The organism is Bacillus sp. NTK074B, from assembly GCF_017303375.1.
Taxonomy (GTDB): Bacteria; Bacillota; Bacilli; order Bacillales; family Bacillaceae_B; genus Rossellomorea.
Window position 1 is genome coordinate 1 of sequence record NZ_JAFKOH010000007.1, and the last position, 13702, is coordinate 13702.

At 40.2% G+C, this 13702-nt stretch carries 20 protein-coding genes; 13 read left to right on the forward strand and 7 right to left on the reverse strand.

Annotated elements, in window-relative coordinates:
- The first annotated feature begins 104 nt into the window (after nucleotides 1-104).
- Nucleotides 105-809: a Type 1 glutamine amidotransferase-like domain-containing protein gene (locus JI667_RS12770; RefSeq protein WP_206854542.1), complete on the forward strand. Its 705-nt coding sequence runs from the start codon at nucleotides 105-107 to the stop codon at nucleotides 807-809.
- Nucleotides 810-887: 78 nt separating this feature from the next.
- The gene (locus tag JI667_RS12775; RefSeq protein WP_206854545.1) at nucleotides 888-1160 is read left to right on the forward strand and encodes a hypothetical protein; all 273 of its coding nucleotides are present in this window, start codon (nucleotides 888-890) and stop codon (nucleotides 1158-1160) included.
- Between the two features lie 100 nt (nucleotides 1161-1260).
- On the opposite strand, the gene JI667_RS12780 is transcribed toward JI667_RS12775, so the two are convergent.
- On the reverse strand, nucleotides 1261-2352 hold the full coding sequence (locus JI667_RS12780; protein ID WP_206854548.1) for an AI-2E family transporter: 1092 nt from the start codon (nucleotides 2350-2352) through the stop codon (nucleotides 1261-1263).
- 215 nt (nucleotides 2353-2567) lie between these two features.
- Between JI667_RS12780 and JI667_RS12785 the strand changes: the two genes are divergently transcribed.
- The 3 genes from JI667_RS12785 to JI667_RS12795 are packed head-to-tail and all read left to right on the forward strand — an operon-like array spanning nucleotide 2568 to nucleotide 6293.
- Nucleotides 2568-4100: a spore germination protein gene (locus JI667_RS12785; RefSeq protein ID WP_206854552.1), complete on the forward strand. Its 1533-nt coding sequence runs from the start codon at nucleotides 2568-2570 to the stop codon at nucleotides 4098-4100.
- A complete protein-coding gene (locus JI667_RS12790; protein ID WP_206854556.1) occupies nucleotides 4084-5193 on the forward strand; it encodes a GerAB/ArcD/ProY family transporter in 1110 nt (369 codons plus the stop codon). The genes JI667_RS12785 and JI667_RS12790 overlap by 17 nt, the downstream gene beginning before the upstream one ends.
- Complete coding sequence (locus JI667_RS12795; RefSeq protein WP_206854561.1) at nucleotides 5190-6293, forward strand: Ger(x)C family spore germination protein; 1104 nt, start codon at nucleotides 5190-5192, stop codon at nucleotides 6291-6293. The genes JI667_RS12790 and JI667_RS12795 overlap by 4 nt, the downstream gene beginning before the upstream one ends.
- 46 nt (nucleotides 6294-6339) lie before the next feature.
- On the opposite strand, the gene JI667_RS12800 is transcribed toward JI667_RS12795, so the two are convergent.
- The 3 genes from JI667_RS12800 to JI667_RS12810 are packed head-to-tail and all read right to left on the reverse strand — an operon-like array spanning nucleotide 6340 to nucleotide 7596.
- Nucleotides 6340-6654, reverse strand: a complete 315-nt coding sequence (locus JI667_RS12800; RefSeq protein ID WP_206854564.1) for a DMT family transporter — start codon at nucleotides 6652-6654, stop codon at nucleotides 6340-6342.
- Nucleotides 6654-6998 (reverse strand): DMT family transporter, encoded by a 345-nt coding sequence (locus JI667_RS12805; RefSeq protein WP_206854567.1) that lies wholly within the window; start codon nucleotides 6996-6998, stop codon nucleotides 6654-6656. The genes JI667_RS12800 and JI667_RS12805 overlap by 1 nt, the downstream gene beginning before the upstream one ends.
- A 4-nt stretch (nucleotides 6999-7002) precedes the next feature.
- Nucleotides 7003-7596 carry a TetR/AcrR family transcriptional regulator gene (locus tag JI667_RS12810; RefSeq protein ID WP_206854571.1) on the reverse strand — a complete coding sequence of 198 codons (594 nt, stop codon included), beginning with the start codon at nucleotides 7594-7596 and terminating at the stop codon, nucleotides 7003-7005.
- Nucleotides 7597-7754: 158 nt separating this feature from the next.
- Between JI667_RS12810 and JI667_RS12815 the strand changes: the two genes are divergently transcribed.
- The 4 genes from JI667_RS12815 to JI667_RS12830 all read left to right on the forward strand — a co-directional run bounded on the left by JI667_RS12815 (nucleotide 7755) and on the right by JI667_RS12830 (nucleotide 9384).
- Nucleotides 7755-8084, forward strand: coding sequence for a hypothetical protein (locus tag JI667_RS12815; protein WP_206854573.1), 330 nt, complete (start codon nucleotides 7755-7757; stop codon nucleotides 8082-8084).
- A gap of 65 nt (nucleotides 8085-8149) precedes the next feature.
- The gene (locus tag JI667_RS12820) at nucleotides 8150-8515 is read left to right on the forward strand and encodes an aminoacyl-tRNA hydrolase (RefSeq protein ID WP_206854575.1); all 366 of its coding nucleotides are present in this window, start codon (nucleotides 8150-8152) and stop codon (nucleotides 8513-8515) included.
- A gap of 23 nt (nucleotides 8516-8538) precedes the next feature.
- On the forward strand, nucleotides 8539-8880 hold the full coding sequence (locus JI667_RS12825; RefSeq protein WP_206854578.1) for a VOC family protein: 342 nt from the start codon (nucleotides 8539-8541) through the stop codon (nucleotides 8878-8880).
- A 72-nt stretch (nucleotides 8881-8952) separates the two neighbouring features.
- Nucleotides 8953-9384, forward strand: coding sequence for an NUDIX hydrolase (locus JI667_RS12830; protein ID WP_306465462.1), 432 nt, complete (start codon nucleotides 8953-8955; stop codon nucleotides 9382-9384).
- Between the two features lie 111 nt (nucleotides 9385-9495).
- Here JI667_RS12830 and JI667_RS12835 read toward each other — a convergent pair whose 3' ends face one another.
- Both JI667_RS12835 and JI667_RS12840 read right to left on the reverse strand, forming a co-directional pair.
- Nucleotides 9496-9687 carry a hypothetical protein gene (locus tag JI667_RS12835; RefSeq protein ID WP_206854581.1) on the reverse strand — a complete coding sequence of 64 codons (192 nt, stop codon included), beginning with the start codon at nucleotides 9685-9687 and terminating at the stop codon, nucleotides 9496-9498.
- Between the two features lie 466 nt (nucleotides 9688-10153).
- Nucleotides 10154-10351, reverse strand: coding sequence for a hypothetical protein (locus JI667_RS12840; RefSeq protein ID WP_206854586.1), 198 nt, complete (start codon nucleotides 10349-10351; stop codon nucleotides 10154-10156).
- A 129-nt stretch (nucleotides 10352-10480) separates the two neighbouring features.
- Here JI667_RS12840 and JI667_RS12845 point away from each other — a divergent pair, with 129 nt between their 5' ends.
- Nucleotides 10481-10966: a hypothetical protein gene (locus JI667_RS12845; protein ID WP_206854590.1), complete on the forward strand. Its 486-nt coding sequence runs from the start codon at nucleotides 10481-10483 to the stop codon at nucleotides 10964-10966.
- Nucleotides 10950-11453 carry a hypothetical protein gene (locus JI667_RS12850; RefSeq protein ID WP_206854594.1) on the forward strand — a complete coding sequence of 168 codons (504 nt, stop codon included), beginning with the start codon at nucleotides 10950-10952 and terminating at the stop codon, nucleotides 11451-11453. Before JI667_RS12845 ends, JI667_RS12850 begins: the two co-directional genes overlap by 17 nt.
- 44 nt (nucleotides 11454-11497) lie before the next feature.
- Here the strand turns inward: JI667_RS12850 and JI667_RS12855 are convergent, their stop codons facing one another.
- Nucleotides 11498-12352 carry an STAS domain-containing protein gene (locus JI667_RS12855; RefSeq protein WP_206854609.1) on the reverse strand — a complete coding sequence of 285 codons (855 nt, stop codon included), beginning with the start codon at nucleotides 12350-12352 and terminating at the stop codon, nucleotides 11498-11500.
- A 185-nt stretch (nucleotides 12353-12537) separates the two neighbouring features.
- On the opposite strand from JI667_RS12855, the gene JI667_RS12860 reads away from it, so the two are divergent.
- Both JI667_RS12860 and JI667_RS12865 read left to right on the forward strand, forming a co-directional pair.
- Nucleotides 12538-13116, forward strand: coding sequence for a histidine phosphatase family protein (locus JI667_RS12860; RefSeq protein WP_206854612.1), 579 nt, complete (start codon nucleotides 12538-12540; stop codon nucleotides 13114-13116).
- 104 nt (nucleotides 13117-13220) lie between these two features.
- Nucleotides 13221-13610, forward strand: a complete 390-nt coding sequence (locus JI667_RS12865) for a thiol-disulfide oxidoreductase DCC family protein (RefSeq protein WP_206854615.1) — start codon at nucleotides 13221-13223, stop codon at nucleotides 13608-13610.
- Nucleotides 13611-13702: the final 92 nt, after the last annotated feature.

Here is a 13702-nt window from a genome sequence, read left to right on the forward strand (position 1 = left end):
TGCACCACAACTTAAATGACAGAGCATCGTACATATTAGTTTGTATGCGAATAGCAACAATCTTTGCGAAAACAGCCATTCGATAAAAGGAAGTGGGTCTTCTCATGAAACAAATCATTGCAATGGGTGGAGGAGGTTTCTCCATGGAACCCGAAAACATAATACTGGATCAGTACATACTTGAGCAGGCAAATGCATCAAAACCAAAGATATGTTTTCTTCCGACAGCCAGCGGAGATGCCGATAGTTATATTGAACGTTATTACCATTCCTTTAAATCTCTATCCTCTGAACCTTCACATCTTTCGTTATTCAAGCCCTCCACAAGGGATATAGAAGGATTTCTGTTAGATAAGGATATTATTTATGTAGGAGGGGGCAATACAAAATGCATGCTGGCACTATGGAGAGAGTGGGGGATCGATTCCATATTAAGAAAGGCATGGGAGTGTGGAATCATCCTTGCAGGTTTAAGTGCAGGTTCGATATGCTGGTTTGAAGAAGGTACGACCGATTCATACGGTGATAGTTTAGACACAATTAAAGGATTGGGACTGCTGAAAGGCAGTCACTCCCCCCATTATGATGGAGAAGAGAACCGGCGTCCCCTTTATCAGACCTTTATTGAGGAAGGGAAATTGAAAGCCGGCTATGCTGCAGATGATGGGGCAGCCCTGCACTTTATTGATGAAGCGCTCTCCAATGCGGTGAGTTCCAGAGAACATGCCTCAGTCTACTGGGTTGAGAAGAAAGATGGTCTGATCCGAGAAACGAAATTACCGACAAAATATTTAAAACACAACACGTGATTGTCGGTTGGTTCGCATACTTGGGCCTCCTTATACATAGGGATAGTGATGAGTCTTTATCTAAGGAGGGGAATCATCATGAGTGAGGATAAACGAAATACTCCGGGTGAATTAGTGAAAAATACATCCAAGCAAGCCAGTGAATTGTTGAACAAAACGGCAGATACTGCAAATGACATGATTAAAAGTGTGAGTGGTAAAGGTGGATTAGTAGGAAAAGTTTCTGATACCTCGGCAGACTTTGTGAAAAACGTAAGCAACACCGGTAATAAAATGGTTGGGAAAACCGTTGATACTGCGAGCAAAGCAGTCAAAGGTGCATCCAATAAATTCTTTAAAAAGAAAAGATGACGAGAGAAGCAAATTCCCGGCCGGGGTTTGCTTTTTTTTCGTTTATGGGGCAAAAAATCTCAAAATTAAAACAACCGGGCTTGCCCGGTTGTCTCTGTATTCATTCCTGTATAGTAGATCTTCGCAGTTTAATAAACTTCACTGTATTCAATACAATGGTTTTCGTCACGGCGTAAGTCGGTACCGCTAAGATCATTCCAAGTATTCCCGCTAAATTCCCTGCAACAAGTAATAAAATGATGATCGTCGCCGGGTGGGTATCCAAACGTTTCCCCAGAATGAGGGGAGAGAGAAGGTTCCCTTCAATTTGTTGAGCGATTGTGACCACGACCACCACCAGGATCGCTTTTGTCGGGGAATCAAATAAGGCCACGATAATAGCCGGTGCTGCACCTATGAACGGACCAATAAACGGGATGATATTCGTAACCGCCCCGATCAGGGCCATAACCAATGCATAAGGCAAACCGATGATCAAATAACCGATAAAGGTCAGGGTACCGACAAATGAAGCAACGGTTAATTGACCCTGAATATACGCAGCGAGTGTTTCACTCGTATCCTTTAACGTGTTGATTCCTTCCTTGCGGTATGCAGGAGGCAGGAACTTCGAAATCGCCTTCGGAAATTTATGGCCGTCCTTGAACATAAAGAACAATAGAAATGGGACGGTTACGATCAGGATCGTGATACTCGTCAATACACTGAGTAATCCTTTTAAGGCGGTGGTGATATTATCAGGCAGTGTATTGGCGAAATCCACCAACTGATTTTCGATATCTTTCAGTGAGACATAATCCTGGTTCATCATCCATTTAAATTGCTCTGTTTCGGACAAATATTCAATGAAATTTCTCGTTTGACGTGCATACTCCGGAAGGGCATTAAACAGTGCTGTCACCTGGCGGGTGATGACAGGAGCGATATTCCCGATGATTAAAACCATCAACCCAATGATCGCAGCATATAAGACGATGATTGCAACGGTACGCGGCAATCTTGCTTTCACGAGAAGATTGACGAGGGGATTTAATAAAAAATAAAGAAACCCTGAAATGATGATCGGAAAAAATAATGTTGATGCGAATACAACAATCGGTTCAAATAAAAATGAAATTTTCGTTGAAACATAAATGATGGTAAGAATAATAAGAATTTGCAAACTCCAGGAATACATTTTTTTCTTGGTCAACCTTTTCACCTCTTCCTATCGACTAGTTTATCTGATTAAGTATATCAAAAACTGGTAGGTACACCCTACTAATATCTTGTGGAAAAAGAGAATTTTTTTAAAGAGAATGTGAAAGAAGCAAATTCTATCTTGAAAAAGGCCATCGCTGTCTTTGAATAGCACTGCTTATTATGGACAACCTACATGGTAATAAACTCTTTCAGAAGGTGTTAAACATGGGAAGGTCATTCAAGACAAGGGCCACGCGAAAACTAATCAATCCAGCATCAGAAGAAAAGGAAGTGAATGTTTCTTCCCTTTCCAGGTTAGAAGAGAGGGTAACGTTTATTCGGAATGGCCTATATTTGTCAGATGACCTTTCTATAAGGGATCTGATATTCAATGATAGCCGGGTCAAACTGATTTTCATTGATACTATAGTAGATGTAAATAGTATTCAAATGAATGTCATCAAGCCAATGCAGGAAACCCCTTTTGGCAACTTAAGCCATATTGTGAATGGAGCAACCATCATTGAGACGGTTGACCTGCAGAATGCACTGGATGCGTTGGTGGATGGCTCTTGCCTGTTGATACAAGAAAACGAAGAATGCATGCTGTTGATTCCTACCCCAAAAGATCAGTCTGCACATCGGATTGAACCGATAAATGAAAAAGTAGTCAGGGGTTCCCATCAAGGGTTTAGTGAGAATGTCTCGGAAAATGTTCAGTTCATCAGAGAAAGAATCACGAATAGAAATGTGACGGTGAAGTATTCTCATGTAGGAGAGACAACAAAAACCAAATATGCGTTGGTCAGCATTTCGACATTGACCAATCCCGACTTAGTGAAAACAATAGAAAGCCGCATCGCAGCGATTGCGTCAGATTCCATACAATCTCCTGGTTATTTCGAAGAATTTCTGGAAGACAATTCATTTTCCCCATTTCCGCAGTTTTTAAATACGGAAAGACCCGATAGAGTGGAGGCCAATCTGATGGAGGGCAGGATGGTCCTCCTGATGGAAGGGAGTCCCACTGCGTTGATCTTTCCTGTTTCATTTTTCAGCTTTTTTCAAACTGCCGAGGATTACAATTCTCGTCCATTTATTTCATCATTCTTAAGGCTGATCCGATTATTGAGCTTTATTACCACATTGTGTCTTCCTGCCTTTTATATTGCGGTCATTTCGTACAACTATGAAGTGATACCCGTTGAAATTGTCTTCTCTATCAAGAGTTCTTTGGAGTATTTACCTTTTCCTCCATTGATTGAAGCGGCCATTATGCAATTCACCCTGGAACTATTGCGTGAAGCTGCCATCCGGTTGCCCAATCCGGTTGCCCAAACCATTGGGGTTGTTGGAGGGCTCGTCATCGGGACAGCCGTTGTGGAAGCGAATTTTGTCTCCAACACAATGGTCATTGTGGTCGCTATTACGGCCATTTCATCATTTGTCATTCCTTCCAATGAATTAAGTACTTCAGTTCGGATATTGGGGTTTCCTCTGATGATTTTAGCTTCGTTATTCGGGTTCTTTGGGATCGTGATCGGAGCGATGTTCATATTGATACATTTGGCCAAACTGAAGTCCCTTGGCCATTACTACTTATATCCGTTGGTGCCACTGGATTTAAAGGCATGGAAAGATACATTTATAAGAGTTCCCATATGGTTAATGAAAGAGCGGCCAAAAGACTTAAGGGCGCTATATAAATGGAAGACTACGGATCCTAGAAGGTGGAAAAAGAATGAACAATCAGACTAAGCTGAGTGGGGTACAGCTCACTTTCTTCATTCTCCAGACACAAATCGGTGTAGGAATATTAGGACTCCCGTTTAATGTCTATCTTAAGTCAAAGCAGGATGCCTGGATCTCGGTGATATTAGCAGGGATATTGGTACAGGGAATGGTCTTCCTTCTATGGTTCCTGGGCCGGCGTTTTCCATCAAAGTCCATATTTGAATATTCGAAGATATTACTTGGAAACGGAATAGGGACAATCCTGAATTGCGGTTACATCCTGTACGGCCTATTGGTGACTGCTTTGGTTTTAATGTACTCAACGAAAATCATTAAAATGTGGGTATTAATCTTTACTCCCAAATGGATCATTATGGTTCTTTTAGTGGCCACAGCTATATATTTGGCGAAAGAAGATGTCGTTGGGATAAGCAATGTCTATGTCCTTGTATCAAGCCTCATCCTATTCCTACTAGTCATATCCATCATTGTTCTGGTGACGCATCCAGTCGATTTCAGATATTTGTTTCCCATGGCCCATTCAGGAGGGGTAAATTGGTTGAAGGGGGCAAATGAAGCGTACTTTTCCATGCTGGGATTTGAATTATTGCTCATTTTATATCCCCACTTTCAGCAGATCGGATCAGCATCCATCTTGAAATCTGTCACGGTTGCCAATATAAGTGTGACCACCATTTATTGCTTTATGACGATCGTAAGCCTGGTGATATTCAGTCCCGCTGAAATTGAAATTATTCCACAACCCGTTTTATATTTTGTAAAGTCCCTGTATTTAAAGATCATCGAACGGATCGACCTTGTCTTCTTATCCCTGTGGATTGTCAACGTCATCACATCTCTGACAAGCTACTTGTTTTTCTCGACGGAAGGGACATCATTTTTTATCAGGAAAGTCAAAAAAATCAAACGTACCTTTCTACCCGTCCTTTTTGGCATTACTGGACTTATCATTGCTTTATCGGTAAATAACGAACACATGGAAATGTACAACAAGGCAATCATCTTTATGAGTTATATTTTTGTCATCTTGATTCCTGTCCTGCTGCTTGGTGTATCCTTTTTGTTCAAAAAACAGGAAAGGGCGAAGCGTTCATGAAAAAGAATAGAATTCTAATTCTACTCATCATAAGTTCCTTGACCCTGTCAGGTTGTTGGGATGAAAGGCTATTAAAAAATGGAAGGCTTGTATTTTCCTCTGCCTTTGATTTAACTTCCGACGGAGATATCCATGCTACAGCCATCATTCGGGATTTTAAAGAAGGAACCCCCACCAATACCGAGGTAGAGGCCGATGCTAAAACAATCAGAGATGTACGGATGCATATGGACCGGAAGATATCAGGTAATTTTGAGCCCTCGAAAAACCGTATTTTCTTATTGGGTGAGGATTTAGCAAGGAACGATGTCTACGATTTCCTGGATATTTTCTACCGGGACCCCAATAGCTCCATTTCATCAAAGTTAGCCGTTGCAGAGGGAGAGGCAGCAAACATTCTTCGGACCATTCAACAGAAAAATGTCCTCATATCCGAGTTTCTTATTGAATCCATCTCGTCTGGGGAATCCTTTACCGGGGTTCCGAAGGTCAATATGCAATCGGTGTGCACTCTCATGTTTGATGAGGGAAAGGACTTCTTCGTACCGCTCTTTAAGCTGAAAGATGAAGAGGTCATCATGGATGGAACCGCCTTATTCCATAAACGGGCCATGTCAGGTACCCTATCCATTCCTGAATCGACCCTTATGCTCGTGTTAATGAATAAAAAAGCAAAGATCGCAAGGGTCGTCACCAAAGTGGATAAAGGAAAAAAGGTCAATATAGAAAATTATATTACATATAATTTGGTTGACCCAAAGACAAAAATGAAATTAATCTCAACGACTCCTGGAAATATTGAAGTCGAATTAACAATGAAGACGGGGGTCACAATCGTGGAGTTCCCTCAAGATGAATTGGCGGATAAAGCAAAGGTAAAAGAGTTGGAAAAAAGCATAACAAGGCATCTGGAACAAGACGCAGAGGAAGTCATTCGGAAAGTTCAGGAAGCAAACTCCGATTTATTGGGGATCGGGAGAGAGTTAATCGCCTTTCACCCAGAGGTGTGGCAACAAGTAGACTGGGAGAAAGAATACCCCACCATCACCATAAAACCAACTATAGAATTAAAAATTATCGGAAACGGCATCATCAACTAACCATAAGAAAAGATCTTGCCCCTTTTGGAAGCAAGATCTTTTTACTTTAAGAGATAAGCTTCAAACCAATGATACTTCCAACAATACAGCAGATGAAGAAAATCCTTTTACCGTCTTTTCTTTCCTTGAAAAACAACATGCCCATAATCACGGCGCCGGCAGACCCGATACCCGTCCATATACCATATCCTGTGCTTACAGGAATATCGAGCAGGGATAGAGACAATAAGTAAAAACTCATTGCGCCGGCTGCAAAGCTTATAAGGGAGGGCAAGAGTTTTTTGTACCCTTCTGAAAGCTTCATGAAAGTGACCATGACTACTTCTGAAAACCCTGCAAAAATGAGAAATATCCACGCCATCAGTGGGCACCCCCAGTATCTTTCTCTTCTTTATCACTCATCTTTAACCCAATGACCCCGAATATGAGTAAAGAGATGAATGCCACTTTCAATAGGCTGATCCCTTCGTTAAGAAACAACATTCCAATTAGTGCCGTACCTGCTGCACCTATGCCTGTGAAGACGGCATAAGCTGTACCTATAGGCAATCGTTTCATTGAATTTGAGAAAAAATAAAAACTCACTAATATTAGAAATGCCGTAATGATACTGGGGAGGGGTTTGGTAAATCCCTGCGACAGGGACAATCCGGTTGCCCACCCGATCTCAAGAATTCCTCCAATAATGACATAAATCCAACCCATGATGCTACACTCCTTTGTCACTTACTATTCCACGTTCATACACTTTCCAGGCGGATTCAACCCGTTGCTGGAAGATTTCCTGCGTGTAATAATGATGCTCTAAGAAAACCCCGTCAACCAAACATAAAAACGAGGACACAAATTCATCTACAGTGATTTCATGAAACCGTTTCTGTTTTATCCCTTCCTCGTATATATCCACCAGAATAGAGGAGGTCACTTCTTCAAAATAGACAAAGTGTTCCTGAATTAGATCTTTAAAGGGTTCTGGAGGGAAGAATGTGACCCTTTTCCAAAGTAGAGATTCTTTAGTTGTCATCAATCTCTGGCAAAACAGGTCAAAGAGATTCCTGACATTCTCAACGGGCTCCAGATGATTCATTTCCTCCTGAGCCATTCTGTATGCTTTGACTTCAGAAATAATAAGATCTTCCAATACTTCCACAAATAAATCATCTTTGCTGCGGAAATGATTATAGATGGAAGGTTTCTTAATTCCTACTTCTCGTGCGATCTCTGCTAATGAGGTATCTTCATATCCTTTTTGTCCGAATAAGTCCAGTGCAACGGTCTTAATCAATTGCTTATTACCATTCATGAAGAATCATCCCCTTCAGACTAACTAACGGTCGTTAGTTTGATTATAAATCCCTTCTCGAATGATTGCAAGGAAAGTTATTCATTACCTAGTCGCATGTTATAAGATTTGCTGGCATATAATCCTTTATTGCCTAAAAATAAGTGAAGGGGATTTATATGAAAGCGTTATGGATGAAAGTGTCCGTTCTTGGATTGTTGGTCTTAGTCCTGTTGTGTTTACTGATCGTGAAACTGGTGGTCAGCAATAAAGAAGATTGGGTGGTAATTGAAGAAAAATATTTTCCTGAAGGTGTAGGAGAGGGATCGGTGGGAATAAACTCTGGAGAAAAGCTGGATATGAATAAAAGTGATTCATCTTGTGCCATGAAGTTTGATAATGGCCATACTTATAAGGTGAATTGTGATGAATACCTGGACTTTACCGTCGGGGAGGAGGTGAAAATTGTCATACTCAAAAAGAATACGGTGAAACTTAGAAGGAAGTAAATCGAGTATGTGGTAGGATAATATCATAGCACTTCATTACACTGATGATAGGAATGATTAAACGAATGACTAGAAAGGATCTCGTGCAATATTTTATCGTTAATAAGGATCTACAGATGTCTAAAGGAAAGACGGCCGCACAAGTGGCACATGCTGCTACATTGAGTACTTTGACAATGATGTCGGAGGATTCCCCATTTAAAAATAGGCAGGCTGACTTTATCGAATGGGTGCAAACGGGAATGAAGAAAGTGGTCCTTAAGGGGAAATCCTCGGAATTGGAAAAAATGGAGAAGAAAGGATATTTCAGTATTCATGACAGTGGTTTAACGGAGATAGTAAAAGGGTCATTAACCGTAACTGCACTGCCTCCTATGGAAAAATTCGAGGCGAAGGAAATTGTCGGTCATTTAAGTCTACTGAAAGATTAAATCTGGGGAAGGTGGAAATACCATTGTTTTCAAAAATTGATACGGTACATACTCAAGTGGCTGATTTAAAGAAGTCTCAAATATGGTATGAAGAGGTGTTGGAGTTAGAACAGGTCTTCGATTCAGGGGAGTATCTTGTCTATAAAGTTGGGGTGGGAGAAGCCACCCTTACCATTCAACAAGGCGAGGTCCGTCCCTCTTCCATTAAACCCATTTTATTTTCAGATGCTCTGGAAGAAACCAGATTGAAGCTTATGGAGAAAGGTGTCAAGGTAGGGACCATTGAGGTAGATGAAGGGGTAACCTATTTTGAATTTTTTGATCCCGATAAGAATTGCTTTGAGGTGCGTCAGTATATGCTGTGATAATTCAAAAAGGTATCTGTTTGATTTGAGAGGAGCTGAGAGCAGCTGGGATACATAGAAGAAATTAGAGAATTGGTTGGGAATCGTCCACTGATCTTGGTTGGGGCGGTAGTCATTATAGTAAATGAGCGAAATGAAGTACTTCTTCAGGAAAGGCGATTTCCAAGTGGTACCTGGGGACTCCCGGGGGGGTTGATGGAGCTTAGGGAATCAACAGAAGAGACAGCTAGAAGAGAAGTGGAGGAAGAAACGGGTCTCCTTTTAGGAGAATTACATTTATTAAATGTATACTCTGGGGCTGATCAGTTCATTAAAGCGGCAAATGGAGATGAATTCTACGTTGTCACTACAGCCTATTTTACTCGCGAGTTTCATGGGGAAATGAGGAGGGATCTATCAGAATCCATTCAGTTAAGTTTCTATCCATTTTCTGGAATTCCACAATCCATGGTAAGCAGTCATCGACACATTTTGAATGAATATAGGGAGAGAATGATAAGGTAAAGGTATCACCTCGGTGTAAAGGGATGCACTCAGAAATAAGAAGTTACCTTTGAACACCAAAACAGCTGATCGGATTAAGTTCTGATCAGCTGTTTTATATAGATAAGCGTTTTAATGTAAAGTATCTAGATACGCATAATATGCGGCTAGTTTTTCGTTGTTGTTTGCAGCTTTACCGTTTCCTTTAAATGATTTACCTATAGCAAAGTATTCTTTGTGGACCGGTAAGACATGAACGGTAACAGCTGGTCGCCCTCTATGCCTGAAATCCTTAGGTACGTGAAGCATGGAAAATCGTTTCATTAATACGCCTCCTTAGAGGAGAGAGCCATTCTACCCATCTATTACTATTTAAGTAGAATCAATTGTTATTTAACGATAACATAACCTGTCATTCGGTTCAACTTTCTGATCAGTATAGGCAATTAAAGATAAAAAATTTGAAAGATACCCCCAAGAATGAGATAATGCCATCGAATCGTATAGGGAAGATGATATATCATCCATTCATCACATTCTGACATTCACCACCTGGGAGGTATTATAAGTATGAATATTGATGAAGTACTAGACGATACCGTAGAACTCGGACAAGAGGAGTTAAAGCGCCCGATCTATCGCGTTGATATCGATCAACTATTGGAATCAACGAGTGATCTTTGATAGGAATTCTATATAGAAATAAAAAAGGCAGGCCCATTCATTATAATGGGTCCGCCTTTTTTATTTCTCTTTTACATTGATGTTCCCAATTTGACACCTATTGTTTTTAGTCATGCCTTTTATGTTTGTTCAATAATTCTTTTAAAAGATTGATGATGGTGGCTCGTTCACTCTTATCGAATGATCGGGTCCAGCCTGAGATAAGGGTTTCCTCTTCGGTTGAAAGGTCACGCTGCAAGCCATCTACAAATATCTCTTTAATTTCATCCTTTGCAAACTTAGGATTAATTGATTCATGTCTCATCTCTTTACCTCCTTGATTCTTATTCCTTATTTTCCCTCTGTAAACTAAATCAAACCTCTTACTGCTTTTTAAATGTTATGGATTGGGTGGAATAGGGGAACAATGATGAAAAAAGTATAGGAGATGCATATGTCACTTCCTTTTTTTATTACAATTTTAATCATCATAATTTACATTGTATTATTCATGAAGAAGAACCTTTCATTTACCGCGAATGCGATTCAATTTATGGTGTTATCCATCATTTCAACGAATTATATCACGATTCTGACGAATAAACTGAAATGGATGAAAGCTTCAGAGGACATCGCTTCATTTATCAGCTTGCTTATTAACAGGGAGTGTATTGTACCACTAGTAGGGGTCATCATGGTGAACGGCTATTTGAATTATAGAAGAACGAGAGATAAAATGGTTTGTTTTGTTTGTCTTTTATTATTCATCAGTATATTGGATGTGCTCCATGTTTATTTCCATTCTCTTTCCTACCCTGACTGGAGCTTATTAAATACTGTGGTTGTTAATGGTGTATATCTGCTGTTCTGTATTTGGTTCGGGAAGGGGCTTTATCATTTACAGAAGAAGGAGGAGGGAAGAAATGGACAGAATCTATGAAAGGTCTTTCAACTGGAATGAATGGTTTATCATTATCAGCCTGATCGTCCTCCTCCTTCTAATATGGATCACTCCAAAGATATTTTCGTTTCTCGAGGGCTTCAATTACTTTGTATACGGAATATCGATCGGTATGTTTTATGATCACACCATTAGTATTACGCCTTGGGACTTTTATGATGTGAATGACAGTTCAGCTTATCAGGGAATCGATTTCATCAGTTATATTATGTATGGTCCGTATAGTTATTTCTTTATTTATATATATAAGAGGTTGAAGATACATGGAATGATGAACCTTGCCTACATCTTGATCTGGACCGCTTTCTCTCTATTGATGGAGTGGTGTACAGTGAAAATCGGAATCTTCCACTTCGACAAGGGATACAAGATGTATTGGTCCATACCGATTTATATGGCTGTTCAAAGCATACAAATCCTGCTTCATCATAAGGTGAAACAAGATAGTAAAACCTCTTCCTTATAGAAGAAAGACCATAAACCGCCTTTTCCGGTTTATGGTCTTTCCGACTATAAGGGGAGAACCACTTCATATTGGTTGAATCCAATATCTTCAAGGGCTTTTTTCAAGCTGGCACTTGTTTTCAGGTCTTCAAAAGTAATGCCGAGGTTTCCCAATGTTTGGGCCACTTCTGGCCGGATTCCTGTTAAGACAGATTGCACACCCATCATCTTTAGAGCATTAATGATTTGATAAATATTATGGGAAACCATTGTGTCCATGATGGCAACACCGGAAATATCAATAAATAAATAGTCTAATTTTAATTCGGAGCTTTTCTTTAAAGCTGTTTCCATGACGGAACTTGCTCTGTGAGTATCGATTTCTCCAATAAGCGGCAAAATCGCTACCTTATCTGCAATCGGAACAATCGGTGCCGAAAGTTCATCCATTGCTGTATGGATTAAGGCAAGCTGATCCTTTTGTTGAGTACGGCACACTTCGTTTAATAAATATGCGATTTCATCAAGGATGGGATTGATTTCTGAGTTTACCTGAAGCATAAGAGCGGCAGAAATTTGATGATCAAGAAGTTGCTCAGAGAAAATGTCCCAAATGGCTGTGCGGAATGCTGATAACGTTTTAAGAGATTCGTTGAGTGAGAGGCCCTTCTCAAGAGCAACTTTCCCCACTCTTCCTGTCCACTCCTTTACTTTGTCGAGGGATTCGGCTTTATCTTCAAACAAGGATTGACCTAGCATTTCGATTAATTGCATACGCCATTCTGTGATTTGTTCCATTTTTACACCCGATAACTTAATCTGATCAGAATATCGCTGTTCCTGATAGTGAATGACCCCTTGAGCAATCTCGGATTTATGGGAAACAATTTCTTGTCCTATATAAAATAACTCTTCTCTCATTTCTTCATCCAACTCCTTCTACTGCTTATGGATTTAAAAATTTCGAAATAATCTCTATTAATGGTAATATAGTATATCATAAAAGCTAGTAAAATTGTACTTACCGGTTGAATCGTCCTTTCCTGAAAAGGTTTTGACTTTTAAAACAATCCATTTAAATAAATTAAACGAAAGGTGGAGAAGGTATGACGCATATATGTTTTGTTCGTCACGGTCAAACAAATTGGAATCTTTACGGAAAGTTACAAGGTCAAACCGACATTCCGTTAAATGAAACTGGAAAACGGCAAGCGGAAGAATGCAGGGTTGCCTTGAAACACCATCAATGGGATGTACTGATCACCACTTCTTTACAGAGAGCAAAGAAAACGGCAGAAATCATCAACAGGGACCTAAACCTGGATATTATAGAAATGGATCATTTTAAAGAACGCTTTTTTGGTGAAGGGGAAGGGATGCTGCGTGCAGAGAGGGAAGAACGCTACCCGGACTTTACGTTCCCGAATATGGAAACCTACCAAGAACTGTTAGCCAGGGTGCAAACTGGATTAAGAGATATCCATGCTCAATTTCCGGATCGGAAGGTATTGGTCGTCGCCCATGGAGCCGTCATTAATGCTTTAATAATGGAATACCATGAAGATGTTTCAGGACCCCGGCATGTGAAATTACAGAACGGATGTTTTACTGAAATCCGTTTTGAGGATGGAAAATGGTTTGTCCGTTCCTATAATCAGATTGGTCATTTATCAGAAAAGGTGTAAAAGCATTGCATCGCTTAGGTTAGGAACATGTTCCTTTAGCGTTCTGCATGACTGTATTATAGTAAAGGGGAATGGAATCTGTTTAAGGCAAAGGTGTGATAGACGTGAAAATCATTTTATTTGATGGCATCTGTAATTTTTGCAATAGTAGTGTCCGCTTCATCATTGAGCGGGATCCACGGGGAAGTTATCGATTTGCCTCACTGCAAAGCAAGATAGGCCAGGAATTATTATGCAAACACAACATCCCCGAAACGACTGACAGTTTTGTCTTGATTGACGAACCTCAAGCCTACATTGAATCCACAGCAGCCTTAAAAGTTTGTTCAAATCTAAAATGGCCATGGAAGATTTTCAGTGTATTTCTTCTCATTCCAAAACCCTTGAGAGACAGCATATATAGAGTGGTTGCCAGGAATAGATATAGATGGTTTGGAGTAAAGGAATCATGCACGTTGCCTTCTGGAAACATTCGGGATCGTTTTTTAGAATAAAGGATATTGCAGTGTGAAAAACGGGCTTTTGAAGAAGAATCGAGGGGGAGACGGATGTTGAAGATACTTATTCCTTCAACATCCGTGATGAT